Origin of the sequence: Acinetobacter sichuanensis, from assembly GCF_003024515.2 — a bacterium.
GTDB classification, from domain to species: Bacteria; Pseudomonadota; Gammaproteobacteria; order Pseudomonadales; family Moraxellaceae; genus Acinetobacter; species Acinetobacter sichuanensis.
On sequence record NZ_PYIX02000033.1, the window covers coordinates 21437 to 36815 of the forward strand.

Consider the following 15379-nt stretch of genomic DNA (forward strand, 5'->3'; position numbering starts at 1 on the left):
AAAACCATCTTTCGAGATGGTTTTTTTATTTGCAAATATTGTATAAGGTGTTTAGCCAGTATGATCTAAACGTGAGCCTAATGTTTCTAGATGTAGTTGGAATTGATTGTTTTTTCGGTCAGCAAAGTAATGACGAAGCGTTCTTTCTACACTTGGAAAGGCAAGTTCATTCCATGGGATATCTTCTTCTGCAAATAAACGGCTTTCTATCGTTTCTTCGCCTGCACCAAACTGCCCATCTTTAATATTTCCCTTAAATAGAACATAAATTTGCCCAATACGTGGAATATTATACATACAGTAAAGTTGTTCAATCTCAATTTCAGCTTCAGATTCTTCGCGAGTTTCACGTGCTGCACCTTGTTCCATGGTTTCAAATAATTCCATGTAACCCGCAGGTAATGTCCAAAGTCCATAACGCGGTTCAATGGCACGACGACAAAGTAAAACTTTACCTTCCCAAAGTGCAAGGGCGCCACAAATCACTTTAGGATTCACATAGTGAATGGTGCCGCAATGGGTACACACTTTTCTAACTTGATGATCACCCAAAGGAATTTTTTCTATCGTTGTATGTCCACAGGCTGTACAAAAACTCATAAGCTTCATTGAAAAATGAATGATGACTCAGCATAACTGAATTTTCTGAATTTCGCATCATTTATAGCCCCTTGTATGAAATTTCATATATGATGTAAAAATAACAAAAAAGCGAGTGAGGTTTTATGCAGGAGCAATTATTAACACAAGTTTTACAGCAACGGTTACGTTTCGCTAAGCGAACTTACCCTGCACAGGCTGCTGTGTTAATCGCCATCACTCAAGAAGAAGATCCAAAAATATTATTAACTCGTCGTTCTGCTTATTTAAAAAATCATGCAGGAGAAGTGTCATTTCCGGGAGGAAAAAGAGACCCAAATGATACCAGTAATATTGTGGTTGCTTTACGTGAGGCTTGGGAAGAAACCGCATTGGATCCTTTTGAAGTGACTTTATTGGGTGATTTACCTATGGAGCGCGCAAAAAGTGGTATGTCTGTTAAGCCTGTGGTTGGTTTGATTCCACCAGATTTGAAACTAATTGCACAACCAACTGAAATTGATCGTATTTTTTATGCACCTTTAAGAAAGCTAATGGAGTCTCAGCCGATTCCTTATGAGGTACGATTAGCTCACCAGTCCGTTTATTTTCCAAGTTTAAGAGTTGAAAATGAAATTGTGTGGGGGCTTACGGCACGTATTTTAATTTCATTATTTCAGTATGGTTTGAATTATCAAAAAAATTGGCCATTTTTATTAAATTCACCAACTTTTCGTTCAAGAGTAATGAATAAAAAATAGCAACATTTTAAATAAAGGAATTGCATAAAATGATGTATAAATTTAAGGGATATGCTCCAAAAGCGCTACATGTACCTTTTGATGGTTGGGTTGCACCGAATGCAACGGTTATTGGGCAAGTTGAACTAGGGCAAAAAGTTAGTATATGGTTTGGTGCAGTGGTGCGAGGAGATAACAGTTGTATTCGTATTGGAGATTTTAGTAATGTACAAGAAAATGCAGTATTACATACGGATGCGGGTATTGAATTAAATATAGGGGAATACGTTACAATTGGACATCAGGCGATGCTGCATGGTTGTACCATTGGAAATAATAGCTTGATTGGAATTAATGCGGTTGTTTTAAATCATGCTGTGATTGGGAAAAATTGTATTATTGGTGCAAATGCTTTGGTGCCCGAAGGTAAAGTGATCCCTGATAATTCTTTGGTGGTTGGTTCTCCTGCTCGTGTGATTAAAACTTTAGATGATCAGGCTGAGATTCGTTTGAAAATGAGTGCGATGCATTATGCTGAACATTTTCAAGATTTTGTAAATTTAGAAGAAGTACATTTTTAACTCTATGCAATCACGCAATAGATGGATGCAGATTAGACCAAGTTTTGACTTGGTTTTTTTATGTCAGATCAATGAATCTGGACAGAAATGGTCGCACGAAGTAAATGAGTGGAGTATTATAGTCAGCATTTTTAAGATAGGTTAATTGTGCATGAAATTGCTGGCATTGGAAACTGCCAATGAGCAGTGTTCCGTTTCGATAGTTGATGAAACTAAAACACTTTTTTTTCAACTTGATACGCGGGCAAAGGCACAAACTCAAACCATTTTGCCAATGATAGAGCAAGGTTTTGAGCAAACACAAACGCAAAATTCTGATTTAACTGTTATTGCTTTTAGTCGTGGTCCTGGCTCATTTAGTGGTGTACGTATTAATGCCGCAGTCACGCAGGCTTTGGCTTGGGCAAATGATATTCCTGTGATTCCTGTATCTACTTTACAAGCTTTAGCACAAGCAGCTTATCGTTTATTGGGTTTAGCTGAGGTTTCTGCTGTGCTTGATGCTCGTATGAAAGAAGTCTATATGGCAAGTTTTCGTTTAAATGAAAATAACATTATGCAACTTGTAGATGAAGAAAAATTACTAGATTATCAGCAAGCTTCTGACTATCAAAAATTTACCTTGGTGGGTTCTGGTTCAGCTTTAGTTAAGCCTGATGCAATAGAATTTCAAGGTTTAGTTGCGAATGCTGAAGATATTGCAACGATCGCACGTCAGCAAGCTTTACAACAAGATTGGCTGAGTGCTGAATTAGCATTGCCTGTTTATTTGCGTGACGATGCGTGGAAAAAAATTCCAGAACAAGGTAAACCTTAATTTTTAGGATTGAATATGGATCTTTTACTGCTCTTAAAAGCAGCGATTATGGGAATTGTTGAAGGGATCACAGAATTCCTTCCAATCTCAAGTACAGGGCATTTAATTCTTGCATCAGAATTAATGAATTTTTGGACCAAAGAAAAAAGTGATGTTTTTGTCATTGCAATTCAAATGGGGGCGATTGCAGCCGTTATTTATGAATATTGGGCAAAACTTTGGGGAGCGGCAACAGGGCTAGTTTCCGGTGAGCCTAAAGGTCGCCATTTAGGAATTAGTTTAATTCTTGCTTCGATCCCGATTATGCTGGTTGGGCTCACATTTGGTCAGACAGTAAAAGCATATTTATTTAATGATATTTCAATTGCGCTTGGCTTGATTATTGGTGGTTTAATCATTTGGTGGGTAGAGAAAAATCCACCGAAAGTAAATGCACAAGAAGTTGAAAATATTTCAATTAAAGAAGCCATTTATATTGGTTTAATCCAAGTGTTAGCTTTAGTACCAGGTACATCACGTTCAGGTGCAACGATTATTGGCGCGATGATGTTGGGTGTATCACGTAAAGCAGCGACTGAGTTTTCATTTTTCTTAGGTATTCCTGTCATTGTGGGTGCAGGGCTGCTTGATTTATATCAAAGTTATCATGTATTCCAAGGTACTCAAGATTGGGTTGTATTGGCTTTTGGTACATTGGTTTCTTTTGTTTCAGCTTTGATCTTGATTCGAGTTCTCGTTGCTTATGTGGCAAAACGTGATTTCATGGTTTTTGCTTGGTATCGTATTGCATCAGGTTTGATTATTTTGTTATTTGCATTAACAGGTTGGAAATTATGGTAAGCGAAATTCGCTTATTTACCGAAACCGCATTTTTTGAGAAAGCACAGTCTTACCAGTCTGTGCTTTCTTTACGTGGAGTGTTGGTAAATATTGAAGTGATTGAAAAGTTAAATGCTCGCTTTCTTCGTTTAAATCCAGAAATTGCTTTATGTGTAGATGAGTCAGGACTGAGTTTATGTGCGAATGGCATGAAAATGCAGCCTGATTGGAAAGCCGAAATTCCACGCTTAAAACGTGCGAGTTTAAAGTCGGAAATGATTGCACGTGCTTGTAACTTATCTGAAAAGCCTCAGCTTTTGGATGCAACAGCAGGTTTAGGTCATGATAGTTTATTATTGGCGAGTTTAGGGGCTGAGGTGACTTTAGTTGAGCGTCATCCTATTTTATTTACCTTGCTTGAAGACAGCAAAGCACAAGCTGAAAATGATCCATTTTTAGCAAAAGTTGTTGCTCGGATTCATTTGGTTTTTTCTGACTCTGGTGATTATTTACAACAGCAAATTGATCAAAATAATCATGTCGATGTTATCTATCTAGATCCAATGTTTCCACAGCGTGACCAAAATCAACAAGCTGTAAAAAAGCAAGCACAAGTCAAAAAACAAATGCAATTGTTGCATTTATTATTGCCTGAAGATGGAGAGATGGATTTAGGAGATCATCTTTTAGTCTTAGCACAAGATATTGCGAAGCGAGTTGTGGTAAAAAGACCAAGGCTTGCTGTATTTTTAAACGATCAACAACCTAACCATCAATGGCAAGGCGATGCTTGTCGTTTTGACGCTTATTTCAATGTCTAGCTCAGTCACTTGGTCACTTCTGGGGGAGTTTGGTAACTGCCTCAAAAAACATCAGAAAATTGGTATATAGTTGAAATACACATTGATAATATTTTAAGCAAGCATAAACTAGCTATGCTGATTTAAGTCACCTGCAATTATAGAATCTTTATGATAGACCTCAAACCCTCAATTAATTTTTGGCATGATTTCAAAAGTAATCAGCGTGCGGGACTTTGGTTATTTTTAGGGTCACGTAAATCTTTACAAATTGTACGTCCTTCAATATTACAGTTGATTTTTTGGGGAGTTTTGGGTGGTTGTGCAAACAGTTTATTTAGTTGGTTAGTTGCTGGAGATGGCGGTGTTTTTAATCGACAAGGTTTAATTAGCTACGCTTTATGGCCTTTTATTGCTTTAATTGTCGGGATTTTTCTATCACAACGTACTGAAAACCCACGTTTAATGTTAGTACCCGCCTTGTTATGGTTGGTTTTAGATACACATATTGCATTTTTGCAAAGTTTTATTCAGTTTTTAGGTTCTTTAGAATATTTACCTGATTTTACTTATGATTATTTGCCCATTATTTTTATGGTGCTTTTTGTTTGGCAAAGTTTAGCTGTTGTTTGGGTTTTTGCACGTGAATTACAATGGCCATGGTGGGAACGTGCGCTCATTATGTTGGCAACTTTATTTACTTTAGTTGTTTGGCAAATGTCAGTCAAAGATCAACCGATTTGGAAGGTTGAAGAAAGCCCTGCAACTTTTGCAGAAAATGCTTTTTATGCGCAAAGTCGTGTTTTAAATAAAGCTTTAGATCAAATTCAATATGGCGAGTTTGCACAAACACATTGGTATTTTCTTGGTGTAGCAGGTGTGGGTTATCAAGATGTATTTAAGTATGAAATCGAACGGATCAAAGAGCAGTTCGATACACGTTTTGGTACCTTTGGACGTTCGATTGAACTGATTAATAACCCTGCTACACGTACCACGATTCCTTTAGCATCTAAAACCAGTATGGAGCTGGCTTTACGTCGTATTGGACAGCAAATGAATCGTGAAAGTGATGTGTTATTTTTATATATGACATCGCATGGCTTGCAAAATCAATTTGAAATGGAAAATGATCCATTAGATTTAAATGATGTTGATCCAAAATGGTTAAGAGATACCCTAGATAAATCGGGGATTCGTTGGAAAGTTATCGTTATTTCTGCATGTTATTCAGGAAGTTTTATTCCTGCTTTACAAGCACCTGATACTTTAATTATTACTGCATCGGCAGCAGATCGTGCTTCATTTGGCTGTTCAAATGAAGCAGATTATACATATTTTGGTCGAGCGTTTTTCGATCAGGCAATGCGTGAGCAAACAACCCTCAAAGCCGCGTTTCAACAAGCAGCCGAAACTGTTGGAAAATGGGAAAGTGCTCAAGGTTTTGAGCCTTCTGAACCACAATGGGTGATGGGGAAAAATATTGAATTAGTTTTACCACAGCTTGAGCAACATTTATTTCCTCAAACTAATTCACAAGCCGTTGTTGATATAGAACATATGAATAGCCATGAGAAAAAAACAGCTCAGGTAATTCCTGTAACCACACAATAGGATAGGAAATGATATGGAACTTTTACAAAAAAATAAGTGTTTTGATGGTGAACAACGAATTTATCAAACAACTTCAAAATCTTTAAAGCAAGTCAGTAAGTTTGGGGTCTTTTTACCGCCACAAGCATTAAAAATGCAAAAATGTCCTGCTGTGATTTATTTAGCAGGTCTAACCTGTACCGAAGAAACATTTGTGATTAAAGCACATGCACAGCGTTTGGCTGCGCAGTTGGGGCTGATTTTAATTAGTCCAGATACTTCGCCACGTGGTGATGACGTAGAACAGGGCGATTCTTGGGATATTGGTCAAGGTGCTGGTTTTTATTTAGATGCGATACAACAACCTTGGGCTGAACATTTTCAAATGGAGTCTTATTTAATCAAAGAATTATATCCTTTGTTAATGAAAGAATTTCCGATTGCTGAACAAAAGATTGGCATTTTTGGGCATTCTATGGGAGGGCATGGCGCGCTGACTTTGGCATGGAAATATCCTGAGAAATTTAGTTCTATCTCTGCATTTGCTCCAATTTGTGAGCCTAGTGCTTGTCCTTGGGGAGAAAAGGCATTTTCAAATTATTTAGGAGTAGATCAAACTGAATGGGCAAAGCACGATGCAACTCAGTTGGTGTTGAATAAAGGTGCTTTGTTTAGTGAGGTTCTGATTGATCAAGGCTTAAATGATCAATTTTATAGTCAATTACATCCTGAAAACTATCAAGCCGCTTGTCATAAAGTTGGGCAAAAACTAACATTACGTATGCATGATGGCTATGATCATGGCTATTTTTTCATTCAAAGTTTTATCGATGAACATTTACAGTTTCATGCTTTGCAATTACAAAAATAACGAATAGATCCAATACAGTGAATAAGATAGTTTGTATTATTTTATTCACTGTATCGTATTTTAAATGACATTATGCGTATAGTTTATTTTAAGTTCAAAAGTAGCTAAACTGATTTTGATTTATTTTATTGAATCCTTCTTTTAGTGTCTTGTGACAGTCACATATTAAAAATAAGAGATAATTATGCAAGAACAAATACCTCCACCATTCCCAAGCCAAGGTGGTTTAGATTTAACGAAAACCTCCGACCCTTTCTCTGATCATTCAAGTCATACAACCTCAAATCCTTCAGCGCAGGGGCGAGTTTATCGCTTCAAGTTTCATGGCGATGCGATGGAGTATTTTGGTATCTGGATCGTTAATATTTTATTAACAATTGTGACTTTGAGTTTATATGCACCGTGGGCAAAAGTACGCCGTCTACGTTATTTTTATGGCAATACTGAATTTTTTAGACGACGCTTTGACTTTACGGGTGTGCCGAAAAAAATTCTGATCGGACGTTTGATTGCACTTGGGATTTATGGCGCAATTTCGGCTATTTCTCAATATTCGATGACCGCAACTTTGATTGGTTTTATCGTGCTTTATTTGGCTGTGCCATGGTTGATTCGTGCAACCATTCGCTTTACTGCGCGAAATAGTAAATATGCCAATAGTCGATTTTATTTTGCAGGTACAACCAAACAAGCCTACGGTGTTTTTTTGAAATGTGTTGCGATTTATATTTTTACTTTAGGTTTATTTTTTCCTGTTTTGATTTGGTTATATAAAAGTTATTGTATTAATAATCTATATGCAGGACAGTTAAAATTTAAATTACAAGCAGATTGGTCAGCCTATATGGGCGCTGTTTATATTCCTGTATTTATGTTTATGGGTTTATTAATGGTTGTCGGAATTATTTCCAGTGTGTTTGGTGCTTTATCAAATCCACAAGCTTTTCTTGCCGTTTTTGGGGTTGTGTATGTCATTGCAGGCTTGTTCATATTTCCTTTAATGAGTGCTCGTGTTTTTATGACGACATGGAATAACACGATTATTGGTAATAGTAAATTTGAAACGGATTGCAACCAATGGCGTTATGCTTGGATTGTTGGCACAAATTGGATTGCTAAAATTTTCTCTTTAGGTTTGATGTCAGCTTGGGCTGCTATTCGTCTTTATCGATATCAAATTGATTCTTTAAGTTTAGTATTACTTGATGATCCAGACCAAATGATGAATTTAGCACAAGCAGATCATAGTGCTTTAGCAGAAGAAATCAGTGACATTTTTGACATTGATGTTTCACTTTAATTGAATGAGCTAATAATCAGATGATGCAATCTGTACAGGTAATTTTTTATGATGGTGTTGTGTCAAAGCCACACCAAGCTGAGGTTTTTGCTCTAGATGATGAACATATTCAAGTTCGTTATGCTGAGCAAACACGAAACTATTCTTATGCTGATATGCAGTTGATAGGTGCTTTAGGGCAGCTAAAACCTGTAGTTGAGTTAAAGGATGATGCTCGCATTGAGTTTCAAGACCATTTACCTGATTGGTTTCAGATTGCACCTAAAAAAATTTATGGCTCGATTTGGAAATTGGAACGTTCTCCTTCGCTTATTTTGTTTAGTGTCATTTTTGTGGTGTTTTTTGGCTTTGCTTTAGTAAAATGGGGCATTCCAAGCGCTTCACATTATATTGCTTTTCAATTGCCTAAAAATAGTATGCAGCGTTTAGGCGATGAAGCTGAAAAATATGTCAATGAATATTGGACTGAACCGACAAAGTTGAGTAAAAAGCAACAAGAACAAATTCGGCAGCAATACCTCAAACAAATTGCAGAAGGTCAGCCTGCCAAACTTGTATTTAGAAAGGGAACACGATTAGGTGCGAACGCGATTGCATTGCCAAATAATACAATTTTAGTGACAGATGAATTGGTTGAGTTGGCACATAGTGACCAAGAAATTTTAGGGGTTTTAGCTCATGAGCAAGGGCATTTAATCGAACGCCATAGTTTGCAACAAGGTTTATCTAGCCTAGGGATCAGCATATTATATATTGCGATTACAGGGGACAGTTCAGATTTATTTTCATCCTTACCTACAGCAATGTTAGGCGCAAAATATTCACGTAAATTTGAGCAAGAAGCTGATTTATATGCATTGAAATTAATGGATCGTCAACATATTGAAGTTGCGCATTTTGCTAATTTTTTACAAAGATTAAGCGATGAATATGAAAAAGAAGAAGGAACAGTCACGCAACAAAAAGATCAAAAACAAAAGAAAAATGAACAATCTGAAAAAGATGATCAATTTTCTCAAGTATATGAAATCTTTGAGTCACATCCTGCAACTGCAAAACGTATTCAAATGGTCAGAGACTTTGAAAAACAACAGAAAAAGTCTCCTTAACCTCATGAGATCTTTATTTTTATATCGAAATAAACATCAAGCTTGCCATTAAGCTTGATGTTGCCACTGTACACTAAACTCTTGTTGTGCCATGCGATTGAGATGATCTAAGATCACTTGCTCTAAACGGCTATAATCTTCACGATCTGTACGTAATTCTACGAATAACTGTTGTGCTTCAGGTGTCAGTACAACAGTTGCATCAGGCATGAAAATACTCAAATTTTCTTCAGTTTCGGCAACTTCAAATTTATGTTTCCAGTGGTTGAGTAGACGTTTTGCAATGCGTTTAGCGTCATCTGTTGAAATAATAGTATTGCTTTTCATTCTCATTTGCTCCATGTTGAGTTGATAAACTAACAAAAACAACGTGTAAAATGTGTTGCATAAATGGAACGCTTCGTTACAGATTTGCGATGATCTGATTGAAATTGTCCATTTTTCATGTCTTTTAGCAATGTGTCTGTGGAAGTTTGCTATAATTTCATGATTCCATATTTATCGCTAGGTTGATCCATGTCCAAGCCATTTTTGATTGCACCTTCAATTTTATCTGCTGATTTTGCTCGCTTAGGTGAGGAAGTTGAAAATGTACTTGCAGCAGGTGCTGATGTTGTTCATTTTGATGTGATGGATAATCATTATGTACCCAATTTAACTTTTGGTGCAGGTGTATGTAAGGCATTGAAAAAATATGGAATTAAAGCTCCAATTGATGTGCATTTGATGGTGTCACCTGTAGATCGTATGATTGGTGATTTTCTGGAAGCGGGTGCAGATATTATTACTTTCCATCCTGAAGCAACACATCATATTGACCGTTCATTACAATTGATTAAAGATGGTGGAGCAAAAGCAGGTTTAGTTTTTAATCCAGCAACTCCTTTGCATTATCTTGATTATGTTTTAGATAAAGTTGATCAAGTGTTATTGATGAGTGTAAACCCTGGTTTTGGTGGTCAAAAATTCATTCCTGGCACTTTGGATAAATTACGTCAAGCACGTAAAATTATTGATGCTTCAGGACGTGATATTCGCTTAGAAGTAGATGGCGGTGTAACACCTGCAAATATCCGTGAAATTGCTGAAGCAGGTGCGGATATGTTTGTGGCAGGCTCAGCAATTTTTGGTAAACCAGATTATCAAGCAGTCATTAATGAAATGCGCGCTGAACTGGCTTTAGTTGGCGCTCAAAAAGCGTAATCAATAGATGCTTGAGCTTTAAAAAGCGATATTATTTTTTATAAATTTTAAGAAAGAACTCATCTGAGTTCTTTTTTATTATGAGCATTTTATTCAAGCTATTGATTTTAAAATTTCAACATAGATTTTAAACCTTTCATCTATACACAAAGAAATATTTTATGGATGTGTGAAGTAGGTTTGCGCATTGCATGATTGTTGTATATGCTTAAATCGAATTTAGTTTTTATTTAATGAACATGTTGACGCAACTCTGCAAACAGGCTTGGTTTGTTTTGCTGATGGTTTTTGCCATTGGCTGGAGTGGTGTGTCTATGGCTTCTGTAAAAACCATGCAAATGGGTATGCAGATGCAACATCAACAGGATTCACAACAAAATTTACAAAATCAGTCAAACAATCATCCAAATGAACCGCTGTCTCATGCACAGATGATGCAAGGTATGTCCGTGCAGGAGATGAAAAATCATTGCACAGATCTGCAACAGCAAGCGGTTGCTGATTCCAAGCAGAATCATGATGATAGCCATGATCAGCAGATGAAAAATCTGAAAGCTTGTCATGCGCAACTGATACAGAGCAAACAGCTACAGCATAATGACTGTCAGGAATGCACGCTGTTTTCGTGTCAGTCTTCCATCGTGTGGTTTAATGCGGACATTCCTCAGTTGAGTCCGCCCGAACATCTACAAAACCGCAATGTGATTTCCATTGCTTACCAGGCTCAGCACCTTGCAGGGCATTGGCAGGAAATTCTACGTCCACCTAAAGCTTAACCCGTTTTTCCGAAGCATTATTTTCAAAATAATTTCAGAAATTTAGGTTGAGTTATGTCTATTCAATTTTCAAAAAGCGTTATTGTCGCTGTGGCTGTGTTGTCTTCAACATGGAGTTTTGCAGCCGTTAAGGAATATCACCTGAACATTGATGAAGGAATGGTCAATGTCACAGGCAAAGCGGTCAAACGTATTACGGTCAATGGCAAGTTTCCCGCCCCTTTACTCGAGTTTGAGGAAGGCGATGATGCGGTGATTCATGTACATAATAATTTAAAAAATCAGGATTCTTCGATCCATTGGCATGGTCTGTTATTGCCCGGTATTATGGATGGCGTTCCGGGCTTTAATGGTTTTAACGGGATTCGACCGCAAGGTGATTTTGTCTATAAGTTTAAGGTTCGCCAAAGTGGAACCTATTGGTATCACGCGCATTCCAAAGGTCAGGAACAGGACGGTTTATATGGCGCTTTGGTGATTTATCCCAAGGACAAAAAACCACTTGCTGCACATGAACAAACTGAGCGTGACTATGTGGTGATGCTGTCAGATTTTCATGACAAAACCAGTGATCAAATTCAAAAAGATCTGAAAATTTCGGCTGAATATTATCAAGATCGGCGTGAAACTTTGGGGGATGTATGGAAGCAAGTGCAACGTGATGGTGTCAAAGCCACATGGTCTGACCGCAAAATGTGGAATCAGATGCGTATGCTGAAAACTGATCTGTCTGATGTCACGGGCTATACTTTTTTGATCAATGGCAAAACGCCTGAACAAAACTGGACAGGCATGTTTAAACCGAATGAAAAAGTTCGTTTGCGTTTTATCAATGCTTCAGCCATGTCCTTTTTTGATGTACGCATTCCGAACTTAAAAATGACAGTAGTCGGTGCAGATGGTCAGCCTGTACAGCCTGTGCCTGTGGATGAGTTCCGTATAGGGACAGCCGAAACTTATGATGTGGTGGTTGAACCGAAGGCTGGGCATTATCAAATTGAAGCGGAGTCGATTGACCGTTCAGGTTTTGCCATTGGGACGTTGCACAATGAGTTGACAGCAAATACGCATGGAATTCATCTGCCACAAGCACGTCCTCGCGCTATTTTAAATATGGCAGACATGGGGCATGGCAGTGCTGATATGCAAGGCATGGATCACTCAACTATTCATCAAAAAGCAGAGAATCATGGCGATATGCAGGGCATGGATCACTCACAACATCAACCAACAGCGACAAAAAAATCTGATGCTGTGGTCGAAGGTTGGGCAAATGCATCGACCCCGCAAGGTGATAAAGCGTTGCAATATAGTGATCTGAAATCCTTAACCCCACAACCCGATACCCGTGAAGCGACAAGTGAATTGGTGATTCGTTTGGGCGGAACTATGGAGCGGTATATCTGGACGATTAATGGTAAAAAATTTAGCGATGCTGAACCTTTAAAAGTGAAGTATGGCGAGCGGATTCGCATTAAATTTATTAATGACAGTATGATGGCGCACCCGATGCATTTACATGGCATGTTTATGCAACTGGAAAATGGTCAGCCTGCGGTGGATATGCCGAATAAACACACGATTGTTGTACCTCCTGCAAAAACGGTGACTGCATTGTTAACAGCTGATGAACTGGGAGAATGGGCGATTCATTGTCATTTGCTTTATCACATGAGCGCAGGAATGATGAATAAACTGATTGTTGCCAATGTTTCCGAGGGAGAAACCACCACTACACCGATTCAAAAATCCAATGAAAACACATCAAATCAAGCTGAACAGCAAGGAGATCAACATGCACACCACTAAGTTATTTCCGTATACTGTTTTAGCAAGTTCATTATTGATGATGAGTAGTTGGGCAATGGCGCATGAAGGACATGACATGATGTCAGCATCGCCAACCACAACGACGCCAAATAGTGAAATGGTGGATCACTCGCAAATGAATCATACGCAGATGGATCATTCAAAAATAGATCATTCACAGCATCAGCAACATCAGAATCCTGCGGTATCTACTGAAAATCGTACAGCACATCAAGGACATGATCATCGTAAGGAACATGGCGCACAGATTTATGCCATCAGTACTATAGATACAAAATGGCTGGTCAATGAAGATGGTGAAGGTGCATTAAAGTCTGAAATTGAAACCCGAATCGGGACGGATGAAAATAAGCTCTTCATTAAGATTCATACGGATAAAGCGGAATCTCATGATGCGCACTTTGATGCCAAAGTTTTATATAGCCGTATGATTGCAGATTTTTGGGATGTTCAGGCAGGTGTGCGTTACCGATCTCAAAAGGTTGAGCTGGATCATCATGTTAAAGATAGTGAAGAACAACTCGATGCGGTGATAGGTTTACATGGAATGGCGCCGTATTTCTTTGAAACGGATGCTTATTTTTATGCAGGCGAAGAGAATTATTCAGGGTTGAGTCTGGAGACCGAACGAGATTTGCTGTTGACGCAAAAACTGATTTTTAAACCCTATTTGGATCTCGATGTGGTTTTCAGTGATGATTCTAAATATGCAAAAAAATCGGGTTTAAGCAGTCTGACTACAGGCATTGAAACCCGTTATGAGATCAGTAAAAAAGTCATGCCGTATCTGGATATTGCCTATGAATACAGTAAGGGCAATGATGAAACACCATGGCAAGTTGAAAGTGATTCTGAACAGGGTTGGCTCTATGGTGCAGGGGTGCGGTTTAAGTTTTAATTTTCTGATATAAAATGATGGATGCGAGGGCTTTAATTTTTTAAAGCCCTCATTTTTGTAGGTGTATTTTGGGTCAAGATTTGTAAAACACGCTCATTTCTAGGGCGAAATGCATTAATATGTGTTTATTCAAAGGAGGAACGACCTCCCTTTGTGCGATATCATCAAAATCTGCACCAAGAAAACTCGTCAGGACGACCTGACTCTAATTTAAATTTGGAGCTGGTCATGGCTTGGGTCATTCTTGTTTTTGCAGGCATCTTTGAAATTGTTTGGGCATATACCATGAAAATGTCCGAAGGTTTCACAAAGCTCACCCCGAGCGTCATTACGATTTTCTTTATGATCCTGAGTTTTGGTTTATTGGCTTATGCCATGAAATCTTTGCCCTTGGGAACGGCTTATACGATTTGGACAGGAATTGGGGCAATTGGTTCATTCCTTGTGGGTATTTTTATTTTAGGTGAACCTGCCACGGCAATGCGTATGTTGGCGGCGGTACTGATTGTATCGGGTTTGATTCTGATGAAACTGTCTTCTTCTTAAACCCTCTATTTTCTGATCCAAGTTGACTGATGTGGTTAACTTGGATTTTTTTGATTTTAATACATTGATTTTTAGGAGTATTGGTATGGCTTGGGTATTACTTGTGGTAGCGGGTTTATTGGAAGTGGTCTGGGCATATTTTATGAAGGTGTCAGATGGCTTTAGCAAACTCATGCCCAGTATTCTGACGATTGTATTTATGATCGCAAGTTTTGCTCTATTGTCCTATGCCATGAAATCCTTGCCTTTGGGTACAGCCTATACCGTTTGGACAGGTATTGGTGCAGTCGGCTCATTTGCCGTCGGTATTTTCTTTTTGGGCGAACCTGCTACTGCCATGCGAATGTTGGCTGCAGTTTTAATCATTTCTGGGTTAGTATTGATGAAGCTCTCATCATCTTAAAGTGTATTTGTCCAAGGAGAAGTCGATGAAATTATCATTTATGGAAATGCCTTCTCCCGTGGGCATTTTAAAATTGGTTGCAACGGACACCGCTTTGGTGGCAGTCCTTTGGGAAAATGAAGATCCCAAGCGTGTTCGGTTGGCTGAACTGATTGAAAATACACAACATTCGATTTTGCTTGAAACGCAAAAGCAGTTGAATGAATATTTTGCAGGGCAGCGTCAAAAGTTTGACGTGCCTTTAGACTTTGAAGGGACAGAGTTTCAACAAAAAGTCTGGCAAGCATTACTCACCATTCCATTTGGAGAAACCCGCAGTTATAAAGATATTGCTGAACAGATCGGCAATGTCAAAGCCGTTCGTGCGGTGGGTGCTGCAAATGGTAAAAATCCGATTTCAATTATTGCGCCGTGTCATCGGGTGGTGGGCGCAAATGGCAAATTGGTTGGCTTTGCAGGTGGCTTGGAGAATAAGGATATTCTTTTAAAAATTGAGAAACTACATTAAAATAGT

General features: G+C 38.3%; 18 protein-coding genes. 16 read left to right on the forward strand and 2 right to left on the reverse strand.

Annotated features, from left to right (window positions below):
* Window positions 1-51: 51 nt before the first annotated feature.
* Entirely contained in the window at window positions 52-600 is a 549-nt protein-coding gene (locus C9E89_RS16300) for an NUDIX hydrolase (RefSeq protein WP_107009397.1), read from the reverse strand.
* A gap of 125 nt (window positions 601-725) precedes the next feature.
* Here C9E89_RS16300 and C9E89_RS16305 point away from each other — a divergent pair, with 125 nt between their 5' ends.
* From C9E89_RS16305 to C9E89_RS16345, 9 genes are all read left to right on the forward strand, one after another.
* Window positions 726-1340, forward strand: a complete 615-nt coding sequence (locus C9E89_RS16305) for a CoA pyrophosphatase (RefSeq protein ID WP_107009398.1) — start codon at window positions 726-728, stop codon at window positions 1338-1340.
* Window positions 1341-1369: 29 nt separating this feature from the next.
* Window positions 1370-1900 carry a gamma carbonic anhydrase family protein gene (locus C9E89_RS16310; protein ID WP_107009399.1) on the forward strand — a complete coding sequence of 177 codons (531 nt, stop codon included), beginning with the start codon at window positions 1370-1372 and terminating at the stop codon, window positions 1898-1900.
* Between the two features lie 151 nt (window positions 1901-2051).
* Window positions 2052-2717 carry a tRNA (adenosine(37)-N6)-threonylcarbamoyltransferase complex dimerization subunit type 1 TsaB gene (gene tsaB / locus C9E89_RS16315; RefSeq protein WP_107009400.1) on the forward strand — a complete coding sequence of 222 codons (666 nt, stop codon included), beginning with the start codon at window positions 2052-2054 and terminating at the stop codon, window positions 2715-2717.
* A 15-nt stretch (window positions 2718-2732) separates the two neighbouring features.
* Entirely contained in the window at window positions 2733-3557 is an 825-nt protein-coding gene (locus C9E89_RS16320) for an undecaprenyl-diphosphate phosphatase (protein WP_107009401.1), read from the forward strand.
* Window positions 3551-4357: a class I SAM-dependent methyltransferase gene (locus C9E89_RS16325; protein ID WP_107009402.1), complete on the forward strand. Its 807-nt coding sequence runs from the start codon at window positions 3551-3553 to the stop codon at window positions 4355-4357. The genes C9E89_RS16320 and C9E89_RS16325 overlap by 7 nt, the downstream gene beginning before the upstream one ends.
* 150 nt (window positions 4358-4507) lie before the next feature.
* Window positions 4508-5950 (forward strand): C13 family peptidase, encoded by a 1443-nt coding sequence (locus C9E89_RS16330; RefSeq protein WP_107009403.1) that lies wholly within the window; start codon window positions 4508-4510, stop codon window positions 5948-5950.
* 13 nt (window positions 5951-5963) lie between these two features.
* Window positions 5964-6800 (forward strand): S-formylglutathione hydrolase, encoded by an 837-nt coding sequence (gene fghA, locus C9E89_RS16335; RefSeq protein WP_107009404.1) that lies wholly within the window; start codon window positions 5964-5966, stop codon window positions 6798-6800.
* Window positions 6801-6984: 184 nt separating this feature from the next.
* Window positions 6985-8100 carry a YjgN family protein gene (locus C9E89_RS16340; RefSeq protein WP_107009405.1) on the forward strand — a complete coding sequence of 372 codons (1116 nt, stop codon included), beginning with the start codon at window positions 6985-6987 and terminating at the stop codon, window positions 8098-8100.
* Between the two features lie 20 nt (window positions 8101-8120).
* The gene (locus C9E89_RS16345; protein WP_107009406.1) at window positions 8121-9209 is read left to right on the forward strand and encodes a M48 family metallopeptidase; all 1089 of its coding nucleotides are present in this window, start codon (window positions 8121-8123) and stop codon (window positions 9207-9209) included.
* 48 nt (window positions 9210-9257) lie between these two features.
* Here C9E89_RS16345 and C9E89_RS16350 read toward each other — a convergent pair whose 3' ends face one another.
* On the reverse strand, window positions 9258-9536 hold the full coding sequence (locus C9E89_RS16350) for a DUF2218 domain-containing protein (RefSeq protein WP_107009407.1): 279 nt from the start codon (window positions 9534-9536) through the stop codon (window positions 9258-9260).
* Between the two features lie 189 nt (window positions 9537-9725).
* On the opposite strand from C9E89_RS16350, the gene rpe reads away from it, so the two are divergent.
* From rpe to C9E89_RS16385, 7 genes are all read left to right on the forward strand, one after another.
* Complete coding sequence (gene rpe / locus C9E89_RS16355; protein ID WP_107009408.1) at window positions 9726-10412, forward strand: ribulose-phosphate 3-epimerase; 687 nt, start codon at window positions 9726-9728, stop codon at window positions 10410-10412.
* Window positions 10413-10645: 233 nt separating this feature from the next.
* Window positions 10646-11188 (forward strand): hypothetical protein, encoded by a 543-nt coding sequence (locus C9E89_RS16360; RefSeq protein WP_228199056.1) that lies wholly within the window; start codon window positions 10646-10648, stop codon window positions 11186-11188.
* A 54-nt stretch (window positions 11189-11242) separates the two neighbouring features.
* Window positions 11243-12997, forward strand: a complete 1755-nt coding sequence (locus C9E89_RS16365; protein ID WP_107009409.1) for a multicopper oxidase domain-containing protein — start codon at window positions 11243-11245, stop codon at window positions 12995-12997.
* The gene (locus C9E89_RS16370) at window positions 12984-13916 is read left to right on the forward strand and encodes a copper resistance protein B (RefSeq protein ID WP_107009410.1); all 933 of its coding nucleotides are present in this window, start codon (window positions 12984-12986) and stop codon (window positions 13914-13916) included. The genes C9E89_RS16365 and C9E89_RS16370 overlap by 14 nt, the downstream gene beginning before the upstream one ends.
* Window positions 13917-14144: 228 nt before the next feature.
* Window positions 14145-14462 carry a quaternary ammonium compound efflux SMR transporter SugE gene (gene sugE, locus C9E89_RS16375; RefSeq protein ID WP_107009411.1) on the forward strand — a complete coding sequence of 106 codons (318 nt, stop codon included), beginning with the start codon at window positions 14145-14147 and terminating at the stop codon, window positions 14460-14462.
* 85 nt (window positions 14463-14547) lie between these two features.
* A complete protein-coding gene (gene sugE, locus C9E89_RS16380; RefSeq protein ID WP_107009412.1) occupies window positions 14548-14865 on the forward strand; it encodes a quaternary ammonium compound efflux SMR transporter SugE in 318 nt (105 codons plus the stop codon).
* 25 nt (window positions 14866-14890) lie between these two features.
* On the forward strand, window positions 14891-15373 hold the full coding sequence (locus tag C9E89_RS16385) for a methylated-DNA--[protein]-cysteine S-methyltransferase (protein ID WP_107009413.1): 483 nt from the start codon (window positions 14891-14893) through the stop codon (window positions 15371-15373).
* The last annotated feature ends 6 nt before the right edge of the window (window positions 15374-15379 follow it).

Bases quoted from the DNA above. Each gene is read 5' to 3' on its own strand.
- C9E89_RS16300 (WP_107009397.1), bottom strand. From the start codon at position 600: ATGAGTTTTTGTACAGCCTGTGGACATACAACGATAGAAAAAATTCCT.
- C9E89_RS16305 (WP_107009398.1), top strand. From the start codon at position 726: ATGCAGGAGCAATTATTAACACAAGTTTTACAGCAACGGTTACGTTTC.
- C9E89_RS16310 (WP_107009399.1), top strand. From the start codon at position 1,370: ATGATGTATAAATTTAAGGGATATGCTCCAAAAGCGCTACATGTACCT.
- tsaB (WP_107009400.1), top strand. From the start codon at position 2,052: ATGAAATTGCTGGCATTGGAAACTGCCAATGAGCAGTGTTCCGTTTCG.
- C9E89_RS16320 (WP_107009401.1), top strand. From the start codon at position 2,733: ATGGATCTTTTACTGCTCTTAAAAGCAGCGATTATGGGAATTGTTGAA.
- C9E89_RS16325 (WP_107009402.1), top strand. From the start codon at position 3,551: ATGGTAAGCGAAATTCGCTTATTTACCGAAACCGCATTTTTTGAGAAA.
- C9E89_RS16330 (WP_107009403.1), top strand. From the start codon at position 4,508: ATGATAGACCTCAAACCCTCAATTAATTTTTGGCATGATTTCAAAAGT.
- fghA (WP_107009404.1), top strand. From the start codon at position 5,964: ATGGAACTTTTACAAAAAAATAAGTGTTTTGATGGTGAACAACGAATT.
- C9E89_RS16340 (WP_107009405.1), top strand. From the start codon at position 6,985: ATGCAAGAACAAATACCTCCACCATTCCCAAGCCAAGGTGGTTTAGAT.
- C9E89_RS16345 (WP_107009406.1), top strand. From the start codon at position 8,121: ATGATGCAATCTGTACAGGTAATTTTTTATGATGGTGTTGTGTCAAAG.
- C9E89_RS16350 (WP_107009407.1), bottom strand. From the start codon at position 9,536: ATGAAAAGCAATACTATTATTTCAACAGATGACGCTAAACGCATTGCA.
- rpe (WP_107009408.1), top strand. From the start codon at position 9,726: ATGTCCAAGCCATTTTTGATTGCACCTTCAATTTTATCTGCTGATTTT.
- C9E89_RS16360 (WP_228199056.1), top strand. From the start codon at position 10,646: ATGAACATGTTGACGCAACTCTGCAAACAGGCTTGGTTTGTTTTGCTG.
- C9E89_RS16365 (WP_107009409.1), top strand. From the start codon at position 11,243: ATGTCTATTCAATTTTCAAAAAGCGTTATTGTCGCTGTGGCTGTGTTG.
- C9E89_RS16370 (WP_107009410.1), top strand. From the start codon at position 12,984: ATGCACACCACTAAGTTATTTCCGTATACTGTTTTAGCAAGTTCATTA.
- sugE (WP_107009411.1), top strand. From the start codon at position 14,145: ATGGCTTGGGTCATTCTTGTTTTTGCAGGCATCTTTGAAATTGTTTGG.
- sugE (WP_107009412.1), top strand. From the start codon at position 14,548: ATGGCTTGGGTATTACTTGTGGTAGCGGGTTTATTGGAAGTGGTCTGG.
- C9E89_RS16385 (WP_107009413.1), top strand. From the start codon at position 14,891: ATGAAATTATCATTTATGGAAATGCCTTCTCCCGTGGGCATTTTAAAA.